The sequence below is a fragment of the Psychrobacter sp. 1Y1 genome (assembly GCF_051847395.2).
In the GTDB taxonomy this organism is placed as follows: Bacteria; Pseudomonadota; Gammaproteobacteria; order Pseudomonadales; family Moraxellaceae; genus Psychrobacter.
Map to the genome: position 1 here is coordinate 1654430 of NZ_JBPYDF020000001.1, position 24597 is coordinate 1679026.

Here is a 24597-nt window from a genome sequence, read left to right on the forward strand (position 1 = left end):
GGATAATTTTGCATTAAAAAAAAGCGCACCTATTAACGGCGCGCTTTTTCATTTTATACGTATACAGCTGGGTAAAATAACACTTTTCCGGAGTGGCTTATTACATACCTTGATGCTGTTTGTCATGGCCTTTACGGTCTTTTGAATGCTTGCGACCTTTTTCCTGTCTCTCTGATTTCATCTGTTCCATCTTTGTACGTTGCTCAGCAGTCAACACTTGAGCGATGGCATGTTGGGTTTGTACACGTTCGATAAAGCGTTGCTTTTCTTTTGCCGCTCGTTGATCAGCCAGACGGTTTAAAGCAGCAGTATTCAAAGTGCTGGCATTGGTCAGTGCTTGTATTTGCTGATCCATTTGCGCGCGTTCTGCTTGATGTTCTGCACGGTCAGCAGTGCGATCGCCACTTTTGTTTTGCATGATGGCTTTGATTTGCGCTTGCTGTGTCGCTGTTAGATCCAATTTTGACATTGGGCCTCTCATCTCACCTTTTTTCATGCCATCTTTGTGGTTCTTTTGCATTTGTGCAGTTGGCGTTGTATCAGTAGTCGCGTTAACACTAGTGCAAGCCGTTACTGTAAATATGCTAGACGCTGCTAATACTGAGGCTAATAATAATTTTTTCATAACGATATCCTTTGTTGTATGGAATGTAACTATATTTAATGTGGTGATAGTGGGTTGATAGGAGCTATATTACGACAGTTAAAGGTTACGAACATTTATGAAGTATTAAGAAAGGTAACGTTTTTAGCGAATTGCTACGTGCTTGCCTGATAATATGGGTAACTAAACGAATTAAACCAATTAATACTATCGAAAGTGAAAGGAGATAAGTGTGCCAAATATATTGATAGGCGATGACGACGAAGAGTTGACTCAGTTATTGCAAGAGTACTTGGACAATCATGGCATTCGCTGTGACTGCGTGCATGATGGTGCAGCAGTCATACAACGACTCAAGGCAGTAGCACACGAAGATACGGTTTATGATTTACTCGTACTCGATATTATGATGCCAAAATTAGATGGATTAAGTGTCTTGCGCCAATTACCAAATATTATTGATATTCCTGTCATTATGTTAACGGCGAAAGGGGAGGAGATTGATCGTATTATTGGTCTAGAGCTTGGTGCCGATGACTATATCACCAAACCTTGTAACCCTCGAGAGCTGCTGGCTCGTATCAATGCAGTGATTAAACGTACCAATACGACCGCATCAGAGCATACTCCGTTGCCAGAGAGTCGTTTGCATCTCGATCAAAACCAACGCGCCTGTCAGATAGATGGGGTGACGCTACAAGTCACGGGTACAGAGTTTGATCTGCTCGTGGCCTTGCTCAAACAAAAAGGGGAGGTGGTCAGTAAAGCATGGCTGTCAGAAAATGTCTTGCAGCGTGAGTTGCAGCCCTTCGACCGTAGCCTCGATGTACATGTATCTCGCTTACGCAAAAAACTTCAACCTTTCCACGATGAACCAATAAAAGCGGTGCGTGGAAAAGGTTATCAACTGGTGCTGTAATGACGGACATATCGATGAAAGCTTCTGAGGAGACCCTCAAAAAAGCACCTAAGTTTAAGGTGCGCATTACCTTGTTTTGGCGTATGTTTCTGAGCTTATTACTAACGATTTTAATCACCTCTGTATTGTCTATCGTGGTAGAGCGCTGGCTGGCTGAAAAAGAGCTGACCTCTCGTATGGACGTGCAAATCGATAGTCTATTAATAAAGCGTGAAGAGATGGTCGCGTCGCTACGGACTGGTGATGTAGAGTCTGTCAGGCAGATGTATCGTCAAGACCGCCAGCTGATGAATCAAATCAGAGTCTATGATGAGCAAGGCGCTATTATATTCCCGCGTTATCGTGACAAAGATGAGCGCGCGCAAGGACAACTGCAAAGTGGTCGGCAGCTAATGGATCGTGCGATACAACCGGTGCGACCAGTGTCGCCTAGACCGCCTAGAGTAGAGAATAACGTTTATGGTGTAGAAGGCCGAAATGCTGACAATAGGCTGCGTGAGCACGACAATGAGATACCAAAAGATGAGCCGTCTTTCTGGCAAAAATTATTAAAGCCAAGAACGGCAAGTAGTGCCGCAGTAGCTGATATCGATACTCGTCCTGAATTGGCCGATATGTCTGTTGAATTACCTGATGGGCAGTCAATCATCATACAGTTGCGTCCGCACCTACGTTTTTCAGACGTGGTAGAGATACAGCACGGTAATTTTCCAATACGTTTGCTATTGATTGTTATCTTTAGTGTATTGGTCTGCATATGGCTCAGTCGTACGTTAACCCAGCGGATTGGCCGTGTACAAAATACCGTACACCGTATGATTGATGGTAATTATCAAGCCAATCCAGAACTGTCCAAGATGGGCGATGATGAGTTGGGGCTACTTGCCAAAGACGTCGCCCATCTGTCAACGAGGCTCGTCGATAGTGAGCTGGCACGTAAGCAAATGCTCAGTGATATCTCACATGAGCTGCGTTCGCCGCTTGCTCGTCTGGATGTAGCGACTGAGCTGACTCGAGACTTTGCGCCCAATGCCAATCGTTATCTAGACCGTATCGATAAAGAATCTACACGAATGAATGAGCTAATTGAGCAAATCATTCATATTCAATCCCTACAAATGCAGCAATATACCGTCGATAATTTGGAGAGTGAGGCAGTCGATATATCCGACATCATTAGCAATATCGGAGAGGATGTCTGCTTTGAGTTTCAACATAAAGATGTCCATTGGCAATGGCAACCGCCTTTAGCCTCAGCGCTAGATAGTTTGGAAGGATTTTGGACAGTCCAAGGTAATGCAGAGCAGTTGTATAGTGCACTTGAAAATGTCATTCGCAATGCTTTTATGCACACGGCAGCGGGTTCGACAGTGATTGCTGAAGTAAAGGCAATACAAATGGACAATAAGGCACCAGCTGTTCAAATTAATATAACAGACGAAGGTGGCGGTGTCGCAGAAAAAGACTTAGAACGTATTTTCCACCCTTTTGTGCGGCTTGATACTGCTCGGCATCGTGATACTGGCGGCTATGGTCTTGGATTGGCCATTGTTCATGCTGTAGTTATGGCGCATAAAGGATATATCAATGCTCATAACCGCCAAGATGGTATTCAAGGGTTGGTGGTTCAAATAGTGCTACCTAGCAGATAAAAAGATAAATAATGTAGAAACAAATTATGTAACCAATATGCGCTTATCATGTATTTGTAATGTGTATAAACGCATATTTAGTAGTAGATAAAAGATGACTCTTTTTAAAACCGACGTAATTTATTATAAATAAACAAAAATTAAAAGTAGTTATATTCATATATATGAATATAACTGACGAACGGTATCAAAACACGGATGAACGGTATTGTCTCTCTGTATATATTCGGTAATACTAATATATACAGAGAGTGATAAAGATTATACAAAACAGAACGTCTTATTCCTTAAAGACTACTACAACTATTATTTGAACAAGGTCTCGTTACTATAAGCTTATAACCCGTTTTATTTTGTCACATCGTCTCTCTGACATAGATCTTATCTCTGATTTTTTAAATCTGACAAGTCTGTAAGGGAGTACGCATCATGAACCGCATCTATAAAGTCATCTGGAATGAAGCCTTAAGTTGTTTTACCGCCGTTGGTGAATACGCGAAGGGACGTGGCAAATCTTCCAAATCTAGCGTTAGCTCTAACGCTACCATAAATACAACGTCTAACCTGTCCGTTATCCATACGTTACGTCTGAGCACTATAGCGCTTGGGCTACTAGCTGCTGGCTTTGGCATGCAGGCAAATGCAGATCTGAACTACACTAACAAAACTCATTATACCAGCCATCAGACCATGGGTAATGGTCATAGTAGCCATGGGAATGGCAATGGAGTTGGACACGATACCCATGGAAACGGCAATGGTTATGGTCACAACGGAAATAACGGAAATAATCATTTGTCTGGTTTAAAATTCACTGGCGATACAGGTGGTGTTATTACACGTAATCATGGTGAGAAACTCAACGTCAAAGGCGGTGCAACTGGAACGCTAACAACGGGTAACATAGGTGTGGTTGCTGATGGCTATAATACCTTAAACATTCAGTTGGCGAAAGATATCGACCTAGGAGGGACTGGTAGTATTACCACTGGTAATGCGGTCATGAATGATAGAGGCATTACTTTCTTTGGTGGCAGCGACGTAAGCTTAAGTGACACAGGTCTTAATAACGGTGGAAACCAAATTAAAGGAGTTGATGCTGGTAGTGACGGTACAGATGCTGTAAACGTCAATCAACTATACAAAGCTGTCATATCTAACAAGACCAAATATTACAGTGTCAATTCAAATGGAGGGGCTAATGTTCAAAACGAAGGGGCAACGGGTCAAAACGCCATGGCTATGGGCAAAAATGCGGAAGCTAAAGGTAGCCAAGCTATTGCCATCGGTAGTGTATCTGGGGGGCAACATACTATAGCAAATGGTGAGCAGTCTATTGCTATTGGCGCAAATGTTGTTTCAACAGGCGGCTCATCTATTGCTATTGGTGGGAATGACTTAGATGATGCCTCAAAGGTGAATGGGGTTAATGCATTATTCAACACTTATACAGGCATCACAGGCGGTCTTGTTACGGTAGGTGATTATAGTAATCATACTGAATCTGGTGGTGCGGCCTCTGTTGCTATTGGTGTCAAAGCGCATTCTAAAGGCAATCTCTCTACGGCTGTGGGTGTCCGTTCAAGCTCATCAGGTGATGCATCTTCTGCCTTTGGGATGGGCTCTTCAGCAACTAAGAAAGGCTCAGTGGCACTTGGTGCGGGTTCAACCACATTCACTGATGCGACTTACCAGGATAAGCTTACTATTGGCAGTAAGGATTATTTATACGCTGGTGAGACAAATGATAAAGGGGCACAGATATCTGTTGGCTCAGAAGGACGTGAGCGTCAAATCAAGCATGTTGCTAGTGGTGAGGTAAGTGCAGCCAGTACCGATGCGATTAACGGTAGTCAATTACATGCAACCAATGAGTCTGTTAAAGATTTAAGTACTACTGTTGTGGCTAACAAAACGCACTTCTATAGTGTCAATAGCACGGATTCAACCCGTGGCAATTACAATAATAATGGTGCGACTGGCGTTGATGCAATGGCAGCTGGAATTGATGCTCAAGCAGTTGGTAATCGCGCTGTTGCTATGGGAACTGGTGCCTCTGCTACTAGTTCTGAATCCACTGCATTAGGCGCTGCATCGCAAGCATTTGCAGCCTCGGCCACTGCAGTTGGTTTTGGCGCAAGAGCAGATAAGTATGGTACAACTGCGATGGGTGTGAATTCTCGTGCTCAAGGTGAGTATAGTACCGCTGTTGGTCAACAAGCTGAAGCTACAGGTGATGACTCCATTGCCATGGCTAAAGGCGCTAAGGCTACTAAGAAGAGTGCCACAGCAGTTGGTGTTAACGCTAAAGCTGAAGGCGAGCGTTCAGTGGCTTTAGGTGAAGGTGCACAAGCTACTACTTTGACAGGTACTGCTATTGGCTCACGTACGCTCGCTAGTGCAGTACAAAGCACGGCAGTGGGGGTGGGTTCTCATGCAACTAAACAATGGGCCACATCTGTAGGCTTTAGCTCAGAAGCAAAAGGTATTAGCTCTGTGGCTTTAGGTGATCGAAGCGTAGTAGATGGAAAAGAATCGATAGCGATCGGTAAAGGTAATATAGTGAGTGGTAAGAACTCAGTCGCTGTGGGTACTGGCCATACTATTAGTGGTGACAACTCAGGTGCCTTTGGTGACCCTAATATTATTAGCGGTACAGGTAGTTATGCAGTGGGTAATAACAATACTATTGATGCCGACAACTCCTTTGTATTAGGTAATAACGTCACAATCAACGCCAGTGACAAGCATTCAATCGCTCTGGGTGAAGGTGCTGTAATTAATGGCGAGGATAGTATTGCAATTGGTCGCGGTGCCACTGCTGCGGCCAGTACCAGAAACGGTCTAGCAATTGGTGTGAGATCAAGCTCTGGTAACCATGCTGCATCTTTAGGTGATGATGCTACGTCTGGTAATTACGCAGTAGCGCTTGGCTCTAAGTCCACTGCTCAGATCGGCGGTACGGCTATTGGTCGGGATTCTAGTGCAGTCAGCAATGCCACAGCTTTAGGTCGTGAGGCTATTGCAGGACAGTCAGGTAACGTCGCTTTGGGGCATCAATCCATTACTGCATTACAGCACATCGGCGCTTTTGCCATAAACAATCAACCAGTCGCTGGCTTAACTAGTGGTGCTAATACAGTATCAGTAGGGACTGTGGGTGCTGAACGTCAAATCCAAAACGTGGCACCGGGTATCGTGGATGCTACTAGCACTGATGCCATTAACGGCAGTCAGTTACATGCTACTAACAGCGCGATTGGTGATTTGAGCGATACAGTTGTAGCCAACAAGACTCACTATTACAGCGTTAATGATAGTAATGTGCAGCAGGATAACTACAACAACGACGGTGCAATTGGTTCCGATGCAATGGCAGCAGGTGCACGAGCATTAGCTACTGGTGAAAGAAGCACCGCACTTGGTAATGGAGCGAGCGCCTTAGGTAACGATAGTACGGCAACGGGGCGTAACGCGAAAGCTGCTGGTCTACAAAGTACTGTCGCAGGTGCAGGTTCTGAAGCTGGAGTCAGAGGTACGGCGACAGGTTATGGTGCAAAAGCAGTAGGTAATTCTCGCAGTACAGCGACGGGCTATCTTGCTAACGCGTCAGGCGACCGTAGTACAGCCATAGGTTCTGATACAACAGCAAAATATTATGCTACCGCATTGGGTAATGCTTCGAGTGCAGAGGGTAGTTTCAGCACAGCACTTGGTAATAAAGCCAAAGCTGAGGGTAAATCTAGTGTGGCTATCGGCGACAAATCTTTAGCAACTAAGGAAAGCAACATCGCACTAGGTGACAATGCACAGGCAACCGGAAACCAATCAATCGCCCAAGGCAGAAATACTAAGGCGACCGGAAGTCAGTCCATTGCACAAGGTACTCACGCTGAAGCGACAGGTAACTACAGCTCAGCGCAGGGCTATTTTGCTAAGGCGACTCAGTCTGGTGCGATTGCACAGGGTCGCGATGCAAAAGCGTTCGGCGAGAACTCAATCGCACAGGGCATAAAAGCCACAGCCAGTGGTAAGTCTAGTGTGGCTATCGGCGACGGATCGAAAGCGAGCGGTGTAAATAGTATCGCAATCGGTACAGGTAACGAAGTAACAGGTGATAACTCAGGTGCATTTGGTGACCCTAATATTATTAGCGGCAGCGGCAGTTATGCAGTGGGTAATAACAATACCATCGATGCCGATAACTCCTTCGTATTAGGTAATAACGTCAAAATCAACGCCAGTGACAAGCATTCAATCGCTCTGGGTGAAGGTGCTGTAATTAATGGCGAAGACAGCATTGCAATTGGTCGCGGTGCCACTGCTGCGGCCAGTACCAGAAACGGCCTAGCAATTGGTGTGAGATCAAGCTCTGGTAACCACGCTGCGTCTTTAGGTGACGACGCTACGTCTGGTAATTACGCGGTAGCGCTTGGCTCTAAGTCCACTGCTCAGATCGGCGGTACGGCTATTGGTCGGGATTCTAGTGCAGTCAGCAATGCCACAGCTTTAGGTCGTGAGGCTATTGCAGGACAGTCAGGTAACGTCGCTTTGGGGCATCAATCCATTACTGCATTACAGCACATCGGCGCTTTTGCCATAAACAATCAACCAGTCGCTGGCTTAACTAGTGGTGCTAATACAGTATCAGTAGGGACTGTGGGTGCTGAACGTCAAATCCAAAACGTGGCACCGGGTATCGTGGATGCTACTAGCACTGATGCCATTAACGGCAGTCAGTTACATGCTACTAACAGCGCGATTGGTGATTTGAGCGATACAGTTGTAGCCAACAAGACTCACTATTACAGCGTTAATGATAGTAATGTGCAGCAGGATAACTACAACAACGACGGTGCAATTGGTTCCGATGCAATGGCAGCAGGTGCACGAGCATTAGCTACTGGTGAAAGAAGCACCGCACTTGGTAATGGAGCGAGCGCCTTAGGTAACGATAGTACGGCAACGGGGCGTAACGCGAAAGCTGCTGGTCTACAAAGTACTGTCGCAGGTGCAGGTTCTGAAGCTGGAGTCAGAGGTACGGCGACAGGTTATGGTGCAAAAGCAGTAGGTAATTCTCGCAGTACAGCGACGGGCTATCTTGCTAACGCGTCAGGCGACCGTAGTACAGCCATAGGTTCTGATACAACAGCAAAATATTATGCTACCGCATTGGGTAATGCTTCGAGTGCAGAGGGTAGTTTCAGCACAGCACTTGGTAATAAAGCCAAAGCTGAGGGTAAATCTAGTGTGGCTATCGGCGACAAATCTTTAGCAACTAAGGAAAGCAACATCGCACTAGGTGACAATGCACAGGCAACCGGAAACCAATCAATCGCCCAAGGCAGAAATACTAAGGCGACCGGAAGTCAGTCCATTGCACAAGGTACTCACGCTGAAGCGACAGGTAACTACAGCTCAGCGCAGGGCTATTTTGCTAAGGCGACTCAGTCTGGTGCGATTGCACAGGGTCGCGATGCAAAAGCGTTCGGCGAGAACTCAATCGCACAGGGCATAAAAGCCACAGCCAGTGGTAAGTCTAGTGTGGCTATCGGCGACGGATCGAAAGCGAGCGGTGTAAATAGTATCGCAATCGGTACAGGTAACGAAGTAACAGGTGATAACTCAGGTGCATTTGGTGACCCTAATATTATTAGCGGCAGCGGCAGTTATGCAGTGGGTAATAACAATACCATCGATGCCGATAACTCCTTCGTATTAGGTAATAACGTCAAAATCAACGCCAGTGACAAGCATTCAATCGCTCTGGGTGAAGGTGCTGTAATTAATGGCGAAGACAGCATTGCAATTGGTCGCGGTGCCACTGCTGCGGCCAGTACCAGAAACGGCCTAGCAATTGGTGTGAGATCAAGCTCTGGTAACCACGCTGCGTCTTTAGGTGACGACGCTACGTCTGGTAATTACGCGGTAGCGCTTGGCTCTAAGTCCACTGCTCAGATCGGCGGTACGGCTATTGGTCGGGATTCTAGTGCAGTCAGCAATGCCACAGCTTTAGGTCGTGAGGCTATTGCAGGACAGTCAGGTAACGTCGCTTTGGGGCATCAATCCATTACTGCATTACAGCACATCGGCGCTTTTGCCATAAACAATCAACCAGTCGCTGGCTTAACTAGTGGTGCTAATACAGTATCAGTAGGGACTGTGGGTGCTGAACGTCAAATCCAAAACGTGGCACCGGGTATCGTGGATGCTACTAGCACTGATGCCATTAACGGCAGTCAGTTACATGCTACTAACAGCGCGATTGGTGATTTGAGCGATACAGTTGTAGCCAACAAGACTCACTATTACAGCGTTAATGATAGTAATGTGCAGCAGGATAACTACAACAACGACGGTGCAATTGGTTCCGATGCAATGGCAGCAGGTGCACGAGCATTAGCTACTGGTGAAAGAAGCACCGCACTTGGTAATGGAGCGAGCGCCTTAGGTAACGATAGTACGGCAACGGGGCGTAACGCGAAAGCTGCTGGTCTACAAAGTACTGTCGCAGGTGCAGGTTCTGAAGCTGGAGTCAGAGGTACGGCGACAGGTTATGGTGCAAAAGCAGTAGGTAATTCTCGCAGTACAGCGACGGGCTATCTTGCTAACGCGTCAGGCGACCGTAGTACAGCCATAGGTTCTGATACAACAGCAAAATATTATGCTACCGCATTGGGTAATGCTTCGAGTGCAGAGGGTAGTTTCAGCACAGCACTTGGTAATAAAGCCAAAGCTGAGGGTAAATCTAGTGTGGCTATCGGCGACAAATCTTTAGCAACTAAGGAAAGCAACATCGCACTAGGTGACAATGCACAGGCAACCGGAAACCAATCAATCGCCCAAGGCAGAAATACTAAGGCGACCGGAAGTCAGTCCATTGCACAAGGTACTCACGCTGAAGCGACAGGTAACTACAGCTCAGCGCAGGGCTATTTTGCTAAGGCGACTCAGTCTGGTGCGATTGCACAGGGTCGCGATGCAAAAGCGTTCGGCGAGAACTCAATCGCACAGGGCATAAAAGCCACAGCCAGTGGTAAGTCTAGTGTGGCTATCGGCGACGGATCGAAAGCGAGCGGTGTAAATAGTATCGCAATCGGTACAGGTAACGAAGTAACAGGTGATAACTCAGGTGCATTTGGTGACCCTAATATTATTAGCGGCAGCGGCAGTTATGCAGTGGGTAATAACAATACCATCGATGCCGATAACTCCTTCGTATTAGGTAATAACGTCAAAATCAACGCCAGTGACAAGCATTCAATCGCTCTGGGTGAAGGTGCTGTAATTAATGGCGAAGACAGCATTGCAATTGGTCGCGGTGCCACTGCTGCGGCCAGTACCAGAAACGGCCTAGCAATTGGTGTGAGATCAAGCTCTGGTAACCACGCTGCGTCTTTAGGTGACGACGCTACGTCTGGTAATTACGCGGTAGCGCTTGGCTCTAAGTCCACTGCTCAGATCGGCGGTACGGCTATTGGTCGGGATTCTAGTGCAGTCAGCAATGCCACAGCTTTAGGTCGTGAGGCTATTGCAGGACAGTCAGGTAACGTCGCTTTGGGGCATCAATCCATTACTGCATTACAGCACATCGGCGCTTTTGCCATAAACAATCAACCAGTCGCTGGCTTAACTAGTGGTGCTAATACAGTATCAGTAGGGACTGTGGGTGCTGAACGTCAAATCCAAAACGTGGCACCGGGTATCGTGGATGCTACTAGCACTGATGCCATTAACGGTAGTCAGTTACATGCTACCAATAAAGCGATTGGTGATTTGAGCGGGACAGTTATCGCCAACAAAACCAAGTACTACAGTGTAAAAAGTGGTGCTACAGGAAACAAAAACAACGATGGTGCACAGGGACCAAACTCTATGGCTATGGGCGGCAACGCCAGTGCTACAGGTGGTCAAGCCATTGCTATTGGTAGTGGTGAGAGTGGTCAGAACACCGTAGCTAGCGGTCAGCAATCTATTGCCATTGGTGCAAACACAGTATCAAAAGGACATTCATCTATCGCTATTGGCGGTGACGATTTAGATGCTGCCTCAATGGTAAGTGGGGTTAATGCATTATTCAACACTTATACAGGCAGCACAGGCGGACTTGTTACAGTTGGCGATTACAATAATCACACTGAATCTAATGGTGCCGCGTCTATAGCGATAGGTGTCAAGGCGCATTCTAAAGGCAATCTTTCTACCGCTGTCGGCGTCCGTTCAAGCTCATTAGGTGATGCCTCTTCAGCCTTTGGTATGGGATCGTCAGCAAGTAAGAAGGGCTCAGTAGCACTAGGTGCAGGGTCAGTGGCTAATCGTGCTGGTGGTTTGGCAGGTTACATTCCAACAGGCGTAAGCTTAGCAGATGCAGATGCAATCACAAATACTCAAAGTGGCGCAATATCTGGCGCTGTCTCAGTAGGAAGTGGTGCTAAGGGTGGCAATCGTCAGATTATCAATCTAGCAGCTGGTACCAACGATAGTGATGCAGTGAACGTTGCGCAGTTAAAAGGTGGTATCTCAAGTGTCATTGACCTAGGTCTTGACTTTACAGGTGATAATACAGCGACAACTGTCACTCGTAACCTTGGTGAGAAACTCGCCGTCAAAGGCGGCGCAACCACAGCCCTATCGGATAATAACATCGGTGTAGTTGCTGACGATACCAGCAAGACTCTAACCGTCAAGCTGGCAAAAAAACTAACCAGTCTTGAGAGCATTACTATCAATAACGGTGGTCCGATCATTAGCAGTACGGGTATTGATATGGGTTCCAACGCTGATGAAGAGGATTACCCAACCAACACAATCACCAACCTTGGAAAAGGTGTCAATGGTACTGATGCGGTGAACCTTGATCAGTTGAATGATGTGACAACGGATCTGACTGACTTAGGTTTCGACATTACTGCCGACAACGCCTCATTAGCGCCTGGTGAGACTAAAGACAAAGTCAAACTTGGTGATACGGTCAAATACACCAGTGCAGATGGCAGTATCGTCACTACAGTGGCAGATAATGAAATCGACTTTGCATTGGGCGACAACCTCAGTGTTGGTGGGCCAGGTCTAGATGGTGAAGATGGTGTAGATGGCTTCATCGGTGTGAATGGCGCAGACGGTGCATCTGGCGTGGCGATTAATGGCGCTGATGGCACAATCGGTCTAACGGGTCCTGCAGGGGCAGGTACCATCGGTGTCATTAATGGTGTACCCGGTGTGAATGGTGAGGACGGCATTACACGTATCGTCATTGATGATATCCAAGTTGCCACCATGGAAGATGGTATGAAATTCGCAGGAAACACGGGTGCTACCATTGCTAAGCAGCTCAACGAAACCTTGAACATCGAAGGTACGTTAGCTAACTCTGCTGATGCCTCAGGTGCCAACCTACGTGTTGACAGTGATAACGGTAAGCTAAATCTAATGATGGCTAAGAACCTAACGGATCTTGACAGCATCATGATTAATAATGGTGGTCCGATTATTAGCAGTACGGGTATTGATATGGGTTCCAACGCTGATGAGGAGGGTTACCCAACCAACACAATCACCAACCTTGGGAAAGGTGTCAATGGTACTGATGCGGTGAACCTTGATCAGTTGAATGACGTGACAACGGATCTGACTGACTTAGGTTTCGACATTACTGCCGACAACGCTTCATTAGCGCCTGGTGAGACTAAATACAAAGTCAAACTTGGTGAGACGGTCAAATACACCAGTGCAGATGGCAGTATCGTCACTACAGTGGCAGATAATGAAATCGACTTTGCATTGGGCGACAACCTCAATGTTGGTGGGCCGGGTCTAGATGGTGAAGATGGTGTAGATGGTTTCATCGGTGTGAATGGCGCAGACGGTCAATCTGGCATTGCCCTGAATGGCGCTGATGGCACAATCGGGCTAACGGGTCCTGCAGCGATAGATGGTGTGAGTCCAACGCTGACCATGCGTCCAGAAATCCGGCCTGGCGACGTATTTGATGATGACACAGACGTCACTCGCTTAAGTTACGAAGATGGTGACGGTAATAGTCATACCATAGCGACGTTAGAAGATGATGGTTTACGTTTCTCTGGTAACGACAATCCAACTGTTGGTTATGTCACTCGCAACCTAAACAAGGAGATGCAGATTGTTGGTAGTAAAACAGCTATTGGTACATATTCATCAGGCAATATCAATACGATTGCGACACAAGATGGTGGTATTGAGATTCAAATGGCTGATTCACCGAAGTTTGGTGAGGTAATCATCAATGCTGAAGATACCGGTAAAATCACGGGTCTTGCTGCTGGTGAGGACGATACTGATGCCGTCAATGTCTACCAGCTCAATCAAACCAATTCTACTATCAACCAAGGTCTAGACTTTGGGGGTGACAGTGGTACCGATGTCAACCGTAAACTTGGTCAAAAGCTAACTGTCAAAGGTGGCGATACCATCAATGCTGATCCAGCAACGAAAAACATTAGTGTCACTGCTAATGGTACTGATACCTTGACTATCAGATTGGATAAAGATATTAATCTTGGTAATACAGGCAGTGTTACCACTGGCAATACTCAGGTGAATAATGCAGGTATTACTTTATATAATGGTGATAATAACCAGGTAGCACTGACTAACAATGGTCTGAACAATGGCAAAAACAAAATTACTAATGTTGCTGATGGTTTTTTGAGTGCTACTAGTAAAGATGCGGTTAACGGTAGTCAGCTGTTTAAGACCAATAACGAAATTGCTAAAGGCATAAAAATTGGTGACGGCAATAGTGCTAATGATCAGCAATTTTCGCTAGGCGATACCATCAATGTCACAGGAGATAACAATCTGACTACTGTCGCTTCTGCGACTGGCGTCCAAGTGAAACTGAATAATCAGTTAGACCTCGGGGATGATGGCAGTATACAGATAGGCAATAGCATCATGAGTGATGCAGGCTTTACCTTCGTTGGAAATGGCGTGAATAGAATGGTTTCGCAGGTCTCATTGAGTAGCCGTGGTCTAGATAATGGAGGCAACACCATTCGCAACGTTGGGGAAGGTGTGCTAAATACGGATGCTGTCAATGTTGGGCAGTTGAAAGATGTCGCCATTGCCTTGGATCAAGGTTGGGGCATCACCGCTCAAGGTGATATCGCTACTATGGTAAAACAAGGAGATGCCGTCGACCTTAGTAGTAAAGACGGTAATATCAAGGTATCTCGGAAATCAGTGAGTGATGTCGCTGCTCTTAATGGTAGTCCATCACTACAAGCTGCAGCCATACCTACCAACGCTAATGATATTAGCTTTGATCTGAACCCAGATATTACTTTGAATAGCGTAACCACTGGTGATACGGTTATGAATGACAATGGACTGACCATTGCAGGTGGCCCAAGCATCACAAAAAGTGGTATTGATGCCGCTAATACCAAAATTACCAACGTTCAAAATGGGGAAGTTTCGGCGACAAGTCAGGACGCTATAAATGGTGGTCAGCTTTATGCCCAAGGAACTGGTATCAGCAGTATTATCGGTGGTGACACTGTTTACAATGCCGAAGATGGTACTTTTACCAACAGTGACATTGGTGGAACGGGTGAAAGCAATATCGATGGTGCGATTGCTTCTATCAGACAAGGCACGATTGAAATTAGTGAAAATGTTCAAATTAACACAGAGAGCATTACCACTAATACAACCAATATCGCGACCAATACGACAAATATTGCTACGAATACCAGCAATATCACGACCAATACTACGAATATCGAAACCAATACGGACAAGCTAAATGCTGGACTCAATTTTGGTGCAGACAGTGGTGCTAATATCAACAAACCAATTGGCGATGATAGTGTCCTAAGCTTCACCGGTGGTAATAACATTACTACCACGGCAGATGGCAGTAGTATTAAATTTGATCTAAACGGTAATATCAGCGTTGATAGTGTCACAGTTGGGACAACGGTTATCAATAGTGAGGGTATCAGTATACAAGATGGGCCAAGTATGACGTCTCAAGGTCTATATGCTGGTAACCAACGTATGACTGGTGTCGCCGATGGGGTCGAAGCGACAGACGCCGTCAATTATAGTCAGCTTAGCGCGCTTGATAGTCGACTCAATAACAATATGAGCGATCTTGGCTACAAAATCGACGAAGTAGAAGACGATGCAAATGCAGGTATCTCAGCTGCAATGGCAATGTCAGCAATGCCTCAGGCTTATATCGCAGGTAAGTCATTGATCGGTGGCGGTGTTGGTACCTATAATGGAGAGAGTGCTGTAGCGATTGGTTTCTCTAAGTTATCTAATGACGGTCGCTGGGTCATCAAGGTAAATGGTACGGCAGATACTCAAGGCAACGTAGGCGGTGCAGTTGGTGCAGGCTTCCATTTTGACTAACAGAGCTTTTCAACTGTAGTTATCGATAGACTATAAAAAAGCAAGACATTGGATGTCTTGCTTTTTTATGGTTTAAAGATGAATAGTTAATGAAACAATGATATCGATAAATCAAAATAAGCGCTTGTAAGTTGTATCTTACAGGCGTTTATTATTTCTAATTCAGGGCTTCTATATTCTGAACATTGCACCATTCGGTGTCAGTCCAACATAGGCCATACCTGCTTGATTCATCCAGTGAGGTTGAATAATGCCATGCTGCAAAATCGCATGAATGTCTCTATGTGCTCTTTCTATCTTGTGCTTTTTATATAGGGAGGCTGTGCCAGCGACTGCGTAAATTTCAGATACCATGTCACGAGCTTCTCTTGCGCCTTCACAAGACGCTGCCCATACATCTGCAAGCTGTATATCAGTAAAGGTGTTCTGCTGCTGCGCCTCTTCCCATAGTACCTCGACACTATGATGCAGTTGGGCGCGTTTTGATGCCAGTACGGTTTTGCTCTTAGCAATGGTAGCTTGTACCGTTGCACGGTCGCGTAGATCTGGACTCTTACCAGGCGTTACTCTCTCAAGGCACATATCAACCAAGTCATCCATAGCGGCTTTTAATACGCCTAGCGCCATAGCTGCACAGCCAGCAGCATTGATACAACCAATAGGCAGTCGACTGTAGGCAGTATCGACAGCCACAGGACTATCAAAGTCAACTGCATAAGCCTCTTTGACAAAAGCGTCTTTGACAACTATATCGTGGCTACCTGTGCCATTTAGGCCGCCCACGTCCCATGTATCAATGATTTTTACATCTTTCTTGGGAATAAAAAATAGCTTTAAATTTGCACCTGGGCCAAGAGTCGTAGGAGAGCCTTCGGAGATAACGAGACAACGTAGCACAAACCAGTCAGCCAATTGGCATCCAGAGACGAGTGTCCATTGTCCTGATACCATATAGCCATTATCTACTGTTTGGGCCACGCCTTCAGGACGTGCGGAATTGGCATAAATATGAGAGGGGTCGCTGTATACTTCTTTCATGCTGGATTCATCCAAAAATCGACCGAATGTACAGGCCAAATGGTTGTTCCAAACGATCCAAGCAACGGAGGCCTCAGCACTGGCCAACGTCTCATAAGTTTTTAGCGTCTCTATTGGGTTGCCTGCCCATCCTCCTAACGATTTAGGCAGCCCCATTCTAAATAATGCAAATTCTGAAAGTTTATTGACTACCACGGGTGCAATTTTTCTAGCGCTTTCTGTTTCATCTCTGAACATGATTGCTGATGCATAAATCTTGTTTGCTGCATCCGATGGTAGGGTGGTTATTTCTGCTGAGGATATATCATTCATATTGTTCAACCTTATTGTGATGAATAAAACAGTACTTTTTTCTACAACTGATAAAGTATAAATTTGAGCGATGACAAATGCTTATATAAAGAATAACCAACAGCTGCCCACCATACAACCGTTAATATGAATATATTAAAAATTATATTGTAAAAATTGAATAAATAATAATCAATGAGGCTAAATTTAGCGATAAAGCTAGAAATCAAGCTGTAAAAATAGGTAGGGGTAAAGAATAGCGAAGAATAAAGCTCGACCAAATATTAAGTGTTAATTCTAAGTCACTTAATATTTGGCCGAGAAAATAAATATTCTATAAAGATAAGTATCCTATAAAAACTGTCTTAAATTAGGCATCACGTTTCGGCGCATCAGGCTGCATCATAGGATCCGCATCTGCAAATGCTTCTAGTGTACGGCAATGAGTATCAATGGCGACGATATTGGGATAAGCGCTCAAATCTACTTTAAAGCGGCGAGCAGAAGAGACTTGTGGAATCAAATAACAATCTGCGAGAGTAGGGCTATCACCATAGCAGAACTGTCCGCGATTGTTATCCGCCGCCAAACGTGTTTCTAAAGCGGCAAAACCTTCACTGATCCAGCGATTGCACCATGCAATCACATCTTCCTCATTTACTGACAGCTCATTGCGTAGGTACTGTAAAATGCGGCGATTATTAATTGGATGGATGTCGCAACCAATCATGGCGCTCAGTGCGCGTACTTGCATACGCCCAGCAGCATCGTTAGGTAGTAGTGCGTGCTCAGGGTAGACCTCTTCTAACCACTCCAAGATAGCTGGACTTTGATATAATAATAAATCGTCAGTCTGTAGGACAGGCACCAATCCTTGTGGATTAATTGCTTTGAAGGCAGACTCTAACTGTTCATCCTGTGCCAGATTGATCGTGATATCATCGTAATCTAAGCCTTTTAGGTTCATAGCGATACGAGTACGGTAAGACGTGCTACTACGAAAGTAGCCATAAAGTGTCATCATGATTCATGTCCTTATGTAGTTGTGTTTTTATAAAGATAAAGGGGCTGTAGTAGATAAGCACTATGCTAGACTACTTTTATGAAGATAACCCGTTGTAAACTAAGTAAAAAAGCACAGCGAAGGCTGTTAGAGTTTTTTACGGCTGAAGTGACTGCTAGAACAGCCGCAGATTTGCTTGATATTCAGCCTAATACTGCTGCACTTTTTTATCATAAAATAAGACTTGTGATAGATTACCATCTCTCATTAGAAGCTGATGAGCTTTTTGATGGTGAGGTCGAATTAGATGAAAGTTACTTTGGCGGTGTACGCAAAGGCAAAAGAGGTCGCGGGGCAGCTGGTAAAACCGCTGTATTTGGTATTCTAAAACGAAACGGTAAGGTTTATACCATTGTCGTAGCAGACACCAAACAGACTACCCTAATGCCTGTTATTAAGCGTAAAATCAAGCCTGACAGCTTTGTTTATACGGATAGCTATCGAAGTTACAATGCACTGGATGTGAGCGAGTTTAAACATTTCAGAGTCAATCACTCTATAGAGTTCATTTGCGGTAAGAACAATCACATCAATGGCATTGAGAACTTCTGGAATCAGTCCAAACGAACACTCAGAAAGTATAATGGGATTAATAAGAAGAACTTCCATTTGTTTTTAAAAGAGTGCGAGTTTAGATTCAACTATGGCTCACCATCTAATCAGCTGAAAACCTTGAGAAAATGGTGTGATATTTAATCCTTATCTACTACAGCCCCAAGATAAATATTATGAAGTAAGGTCTGTATCTCAGTGGTATTTGATCGGGCAAGCCATTATTGAACAAACCACTAACAAGCAAAATTAAAAAATAACCAAGCACACCAGAATCGAGCAAATCATGCCAGCAGACAAAACCCTTGTAGACAGTTCTATCACCAGTAAAAACCAAAGTGGCGTCCAGTCGCTTGAGATTGGGCTGTCGATACTCGATGTGCTGATCGACCGTAATGAGCCTATGATGCTAAAAGATATCGCTGAAGCCATGCAAATGCACCCAGCAAAATCCCATCGTTACTTGGTCAGTCTCATCCGCAAAAACTATGCGCGTAAGCTTGATGATGGGCGCTATGGGCTTGGCGATAGAGTCAATGCATTGGCATCACTAGGACATACGGAACTCAACCAAAACAATCTTTTGGCGCGTCTCACGCAAGTGGCTAATGAAATCAAAGACACCTTAAATTGCGGTGTGCAAATTGCCAAATGGTTTAGTGAAGGCCCTATTATTATTCAGTCCGTTGAGCCAGACAGTCCGATTAGTATCATTACTCGCATTGGCTCACGTATGCCTCTGACGACATCGGCTACAGGGCAGTTATTTGCCAGTTATCAACCTGATGCCGTCATTCAGTCATTGGTCACAGCTGAATGGCATACGAGTAATACCGCCGCAGATATGGCCGAGAAGTGGCAGCACTTTACTCAGCTACAGGCCAAAATTCGTACTCAAGGCTATGCGACAGTGACGGGCGATATGCTTATGGGGATTAATGCCATTACAATTCCTGTTATATTGCCACAGCTTGCCAATAGTGCTGCTAAACCATCCACGAGTAGTGACAAAACTGATAGTGAAGATTTACCGCTAGAATATGCTATCACTATCATTGGAACAACAGAGCAATTGCCTATGAGTGAGCAACATAATGTGGTTAAGCAAATACTGGCGATAGCACAGCGTTATCAAATTGCCTAGCCAGTATGTGGTGCTATAAGCTAGGGCGTGCCTTCAATTCACGCCATAGTCATCTGATATGTATCCTTTAGACCATACAGGCGCTACTGGCCGCTTTTGCTTTTTCGTATACGTTGTCAGCGTCTAGGCCAGTTGCATTTACTTCATCTAGGTAATGCTGAGAGCCTTCCATTAATGGGCCTCTCCAATCTGGGTCATTGAGTGGATCAGGGATATCAATCATAATATCGCCTTTTGCTTTGGCGGCGGCCATCGCTTTGGCATTGCTGATGTCAAATACTTTAGAGATATGTGCTGCCAGCTCTGCGCCAGAATTGTCATCAATCACTTTTTTGAGGTCATCAGGCAAGCTGTTATATTTCTCTTTGTTCATGCTAATCACAAAGGTGGAGTTATAAAAAGGAATATCGGTGTGCGTATTGATCAGCTCATCAAGGCGAAACGCTTGAATGGGTTGCCAAGTAAAGCTGAGCCCATCAATGACACCGCGCTGCAGAGAGGTATAAGTATCACTGGCAGGCATGCCGACAGGTGCAGCACCAGTGGCTTCGATAATGTGGCTAGCAACCGCAGAAGGTTGGCGAATACGCAGACCTTTCATATCAGCTGGCGTGCGAATCGGTTTATCAACCGTATGAAGTGCACCTTGTCCAGTGCCTATCAGCGCTAGCAAGTGAGTGTCTTCGTACTCGTCTTTAATGACACCCTCGTCATATAGTTTATGAAGTATACAGCTCTGCTGCTGTGCAGTATTTGTGATGCCTGGCAACTCTACGATTTGAGTCAAAGGAAAACGTCCTGCTGTATATCCTTGCGCTTGCATACCAATATCTACGCTACCTTTAGCTGTAGCGTCATAGGTAGCACCTGGTTTGCTGAGCGTCGCAGAAGGGTATATCTCAACCTTTAAGCGACCTTTTGAATCTGCTTCAATTTTCTTTGCCCATGGCTCTAACGCTTCGGTGTTTATATTGTCAGTGGCAGTCATGAAATGCGAGAACCGCAATGTTGTCACTTCACCTGCATCTGTAGACGCGCCTCCTGCTTGGTCGTTATTGGAGCAACCAGTCATCGCAATCGAGGCGGCTAAGAATATTCCTAGAGGGGTTCTTATTTTCATCATAGAGTCCTTTCATGATGGTTAGATAGGGTTCGCTATTCATTAATACCTAGGGTATGTCGTCAATTAGCACTTTTATAATTAAAGCGATGATTAACTGATCATTTAAAAAGGCAGTAAACAGAATGACAGGAGAGTTACTCGCCGACAGGAGCAACTTCGCGTGCTTCAGCCAGCTCATCACTATGCAGAAACTGTGTATGTGCAGGAGCACGCTTGGTACGAGACCACTCATCTAGCATGTCTTGCTTGATGGCATCTGTAATCATCGATACTTTGTCTTCTGAGGTTGGATCATCATAGGTCAGCTCGAGACGATGACCGTTGGGATCAAAAAAGTAAATCGAGTGAAAGATGCCGTGATTGGTCACGCCAATGACATCGATGCCTGCATTTTCTAAATGCTCTTTGGCAACTATTAATTCGTCACGGTCCTTAACCTTTAGCGCCAAATGCTGCACCCAGCTTGGGGTATTAGGATCAAAGCCCATCTCAGGTTGGTTGGGTACTTCGAAAAACGCTAAGACATTGCCATTACCAGCGTCCAAAAAGACGTGCATATAGGGGTCAAAGGCTTTGGTCGAAGGCACATGGTCTTCTGCGAATGCCAAGATAAAATCCATGTTTAGATTTTTTTTATACCATTCGACGGTTTCTTTTGCATCTTTGCAGCGGTAAGCCACATGATGGATTTTCTCAATTTGAAAGCTCATATCAAACTCCTTTTGATAAGGCGTGTCATTCATTTGGCTTTATTCACATAACGATAAGTAGGTGAATGCGTTTGTCTTCCTATCAGCCTGCATGAGAATTTTCACGCCTATTTTGCTATTTCTCTATCTATGTTATTTCTTAAATGCTACTTGTCAAAATCAAAGCTAAGCGCTGGTAATACCTTACCGCGTACTTCACCAAAGCCAACACGGATGCCGTCTTTTTCGCTATAGCCTTTCATGATGATCGTGTCACCATCTTCGATGAAGCTGCGCGTCTCACCGCCTTCAAGCGTGACTGGTTTGGTAGCGTTCCAAGCAATCTCTAGCATTGAGCCATAAGAGTCAGGTGTTGGCCCTGAAATCGTGCCTGAACCCATCATGTCACCGACTTCAACTTTGCAGCCAGTGATGGTGTGGTGGGTAAGCTGCTGTGCCATTGACCAGTACATGTATTTGAAGTTGGTCTCGCAAATGACTGTCGCTGTTTCCGCATTTTCAGGCAGTAATTCAACTGACAGGTGGATATTAAAGCTGTTATCGCTCGCTTTTTCGTTCAGATAAGCAAGTGGCTTAGGTTCTTGTGTTGGACAAGCTGTTTTGAACGGGGCTAATGCATCCATGGTGACAATCCAAGGGGAAACCTCAGACGCAAAGGTTTTGGCATTGAATGGACCTAATGGCACATATTCCCACTTTTGGATATCTCGGGCTGACCAGTCGTTGAGCAGCACCATGCCAAAGATATAATCAGAGGCTTCATCCACCGCAATTGGTTGACCGATATGATTGCCTTTACCAACGACAAATGCGGTCTCTAACTCAAAATCAAGACGCTTACAGGCAGAGAAAATAGGGCGGTCGTCAGGGCTAGGCTTTAGCTGGCCGGATGGGCGTATGATATCCGTCCCGCTAACGATGACAGTGCTGGCACGTCCGTTATATCCAACTGGCATTTCAGTCCAGTTAGGCAGTAGGGCGTTATTTGGATCGCGGAACATGGTGCCGACGTTGGTCGCGTGCTCTTTCGATGAGTAAAAATCGGTAAAGCCCGGTACTTGCACTGGCAAATGCATGGTGACGTCTGCTTGCTTAAACAGGACTTTGTTCTGTAAGTCTGCATTGTCACGTAGGGTGTCATTGTCGCTAGACAGCAGTGTCTGAATCGTCGTACGTGCTTGCGTCCAATTGTCTCGACCAGAATCAATAAAAGCATTTAGAGTGGACTGGTCAAAATACGGACCACCGTTCAAACTTAATAATCCTTCGGCTTCGAGTACAGATAGATCCAGTACATGCTCACCGATGGCAACGCCTGCACGGCGCTTGCTATCACCAGCAGCGTCTTTGGTCTCGCTAAAGATGCCATAAGGAAGGTTGTGAATAGAAAAGTCAGAGTCAGCAGCGATATCGATAAAAGAGGTGAGGGTGCTGTCAGTCGTTGACATGATTTGCTCCTTGCTAATATACATTATGAATTACGTTATAATTAATTACTTACGTATAATGTAATTTATTGATATATGGATTGCAAGTTTTTTGTGCAATGTCTTTTGTGAAAAGGCTGCTTTGAAAAGTGGTTGTCGTTGTTTTGACTAAAGGGTTTTAGCTAAACGGTTCTGACTAGATGATTTTAATAAAATAATTTTGACGAAATAATTTTGATTAAATGCTAGACACAAAAAAAGGCCGAGCAATCGCTCAGCCTTTCTTATCCGCGTTTATTTTTTATAAAGTTACATATTGAGTAATATGTTAAGTAACTTGGACTAATTAATCTTTTAAGACGTCTGCCATGGCATTGGCCACATAGTCGATGTTGCTGGTATTTAGGCCAGCCACACACATACGTGAATTAGAGACCATATAGATACCAAACTCGGTCTGTAGGCGCTCGACTTGCTCAGGCGTCAAGCCAGTAAAGCTAAACATACCGTTTTGACGAGTGATGTAGTCAAAGTTACGGTTAGGGATTTTAGCTTCTAATACCGATTTTAGCTTTAGGCGCATGGCTTTGATACGGTCGCGCATCGCATAAACTTCGCCAACCCATTGCTCATGTAGTGCTTCATCGTTCATGACGATATCGACCACACGTCCACCATGTGATGGCGGGCTTGAGTAAATACGGCGTACGGTTGCGTTTAGCTGACCGAATACGCGCTCGGTTTCGTCTACGGTTGGGCAGACGACTGATAGGCCGCCGACGCGCTCGCCGTATAGCGATAAGTTTTTAGAGAATGAGTTGCTAACAAACAATGGGAGGCCCATCTCAACGGCTTTACGAATAGCGTAAGCGTCGCTGTCCATGTTTTCGCCAAACCCTTGATAAGCGATGTCCATGAATGGAATCAGCTCACGTGCCTTCACGACGTTGAGTACGGTATCCCATTGCGCTTGGGTCAAATCCATACCGGTTGGGTTATGACAGCATGGGTGTAGCAAAATGACGTCGTTTTTGTTCAATGTTTCAAAAAACGCAATCATTTCATCAAATTTGATGCTGCTGTTGGCTTTGTCGTAGTACGGGTATTTACCGACTTCTACATCAGAGCCTTCAAAGATAGCGATATGGTTGCCCCATGTCGGATCACTCACATAGCATTTGGCTTGTGGGAACCAGTCATGGATAAACTCAGCACCGACTTTTAGCGCGCCAGAACCACCGATTGTAGCGATGGTCGCGACCAAGCCGTCTTTTAAAATCTGAGCGTCTTTACCAAACAGTAATTCCTGACAGCCTTTACGGTGGCCTGGCAGACCTGCCATTGGTAGGTATGGACGCGGGGCGATAGGATCAGCAATACGCTCTTCGGCTGTTTTTACACAGTCGAGTACAGGCAATACGCCATTCTCATCATAATAAATACCAATACCTAAATTGACCTTGTTAGGATTGCTATCTGCTGAGTATTTTTCCATAAGACCTAAGATTGGATCACCAGCGTAATAATCGATACGTTCAAACATGCCATTTCCTTATAAAAATATAAATCGAGCAGCCGAAAATCATAGAGCAAATTGCGGCTGAACTCAACACGAGAGTGGGTTATATGAGGCAATTAATAAAATAAATAGCCAAATAGATTGTTTATCCGT

Annotated in this window: 12 protein-coding genes; 5 read left to right on the top strand and 7 right to left on the bottom strand. The window is 45.2% G+C overall.

Annotation, left to right across the window (positions count from 1 at the left end):
* Positions 1–100: 100 nt before the first annotated feature.
* Complete coding sequence (locus ACS8FA_RS20930; protein ID WP_439266583.1) at positions 101–625, bottom strand: Spy/CpxP family protein refolding chaperone; 525 nt, start codon at positions 623–625, stop codon at positions 101–103.
* A 211-nt stretch (positions 626–836) separates the two neighbouring features.
* On the opposite strand from ACS8FA_RS20930, the gene ACS8FA_RS20935 reads away from it, so the two are divergent.
* The 3 genes from ACS8FA_RS20935 to ACS8FA_RS20945 all read left to right on the top strand — a co-directional run bounded on the left by ACS8FA_RS20935 (position 837) and on the right by ACS8FA_RS20945 (position 15577).
* Complete coding sequence (locus tag ACS8FA_RS20935; protein WP_057759848.1) at positions 837–1523, top strand: response regulator transcription factor; 687 nt, start codon at positions 837–839, stop codon at positions 1521–1523.
* Between the two features lie 14 nt (positions 1524–1537).
* Positions 1538–3175, top strand: coding sequence for a sensor histidine kinase (locus ACS8FA_RS20940; protein WP_439266580.1), 1638 nt, complete (start codon positions 1538–1540; stop codon positions 3173–3175).
* A gap of 429 nt (positions 3176–3604) precedes the next feature.
* The gene (locus ACS8FA_RS20945) at positions 3605–15577 is read left to right on the top strand and encodes a YadA-like family protein (RefSeq protein WP_522901991.1); all 11973 of its coding nucleotides are present in this window, start codon (positions 3605–3607) and stop codon (positions 15575–15577) included.
* 171 nt (positions 15578–15748) lie between these two features.
* Here ACS8FA_RS20945 and ACS8FA_RS20950 read toward each other — a convergent pair whose 3' ends face one another.
* Together ACS8FA_RS20950 and maiA are read right to left on the bottom strand one after the other, a co-directional pair.
* The gene (locus tag ACS8FA_RS20950) at positions 15749–16927 is read right to left on the bottom strand and encodes an acyl-CoA dehydrogenase family protein (protein ID WP_439267445.1); all 1179 of its coding nucleotides are present in this window, start codon (positions 16925–16927) and stop codon (positions 15749–15751) included.
* Between the two features lie 349 nt (positions 16928–17276).
* Positions 17277–17927 carry a maleylacetoacetate isomerase gene (gene maiA / locus ACS8FA_RS20955; protein WP_439267449.1) on the bottom strand — a complete coding sequence of 217 codons (651 nt, stop codon included), beginning with the start codon at positions 17925–17927 and terminating at the stop codon, positions 17277–17279.
* An 81-nt stretch (positions 17928–18008) separates the two neighbouring features.
* On the opposite strand from maiA, the gene ACS8FA_RS20960 reads away from it, so the two are divergent.
* Positions 18009–18665: an IS1595 family transposase gene (locus tag ACS8FA_RS20960; protein ID WP_045455674.1), complete on the top strand. Its 657-nt coding sequence runs from the start codon at positions 18009–18011 to the stop codon at positions 18663–18665.
* A 142-nt stretch (positions 18666–18807) separates the two neighbouring features.
* On the top strand, positions 18808–19665 hold the full coding sequence (locus tag ACS8FA_RS20965; protein WP_102090596.1) for an IclR family transcriptional regulator: 858 nt from the start codon (positions 18808–18810) through the stop codon (positions 19663–19665).
* Between the two features lie 67 nt (positions 19666–19732).
* On the opposite strand, the gene ACS8FA_RS20970 is transcribed toward ACS8FA_RS20965, so the two are convergent.
* From ACS8FA_RS20970 to ACS8FA_RS20985, 4 genes are all read right to left on the bottom strand, one after another.
* Positions 19733–20785 (bottom strand): TRAP transporter substrate-binding protein, encoded by a 1053-nt coding sequence (locus tag ACS8FA_RS20970; RefSeq protein ID WP_102090597.1) that lies wholly within the window; start codon positions 20783–20785, stop codon positions 19733–19735.
* 137 nt (positions 20786–20922) lie between these two features.
* Positions 20923–21498, bottom strand: a complete 576-nt coding sequence (locus tag ACS8FA_RS20975; protein ID WP_179797180.1) for a VOC family protein — start codon at positions 21496–21498, stop codon at positions 20923–20925.
* A gap of 146 nt (positions 21499–21644) precedes the next feature.
* On the bottom strand, positions 21645–22946 hold the full coding sequence (gene fahA / locus ACS8FA_RS20980; RefSeq protein WP_439265124.1) for a fumarylacetoacetase: 1302 nt from the start codon (positions 22944–22946) through the stop codon (positions 21645–21647).
* A gap of 325 nt (positions 22947–23271) precedes the next feature.
* Complete coding sequence (locus ACS8FA_RS20985; RefSeq protein ID WP_439265126.1) at positions 23272–24468, bottom strand: amino acid aminotransferase; 1197 nt, start codon at positions 24466–24468, stop codon at positions 23272–23274.
* Positions 24469–24597 lie beyond the last annotated feature (129 nt).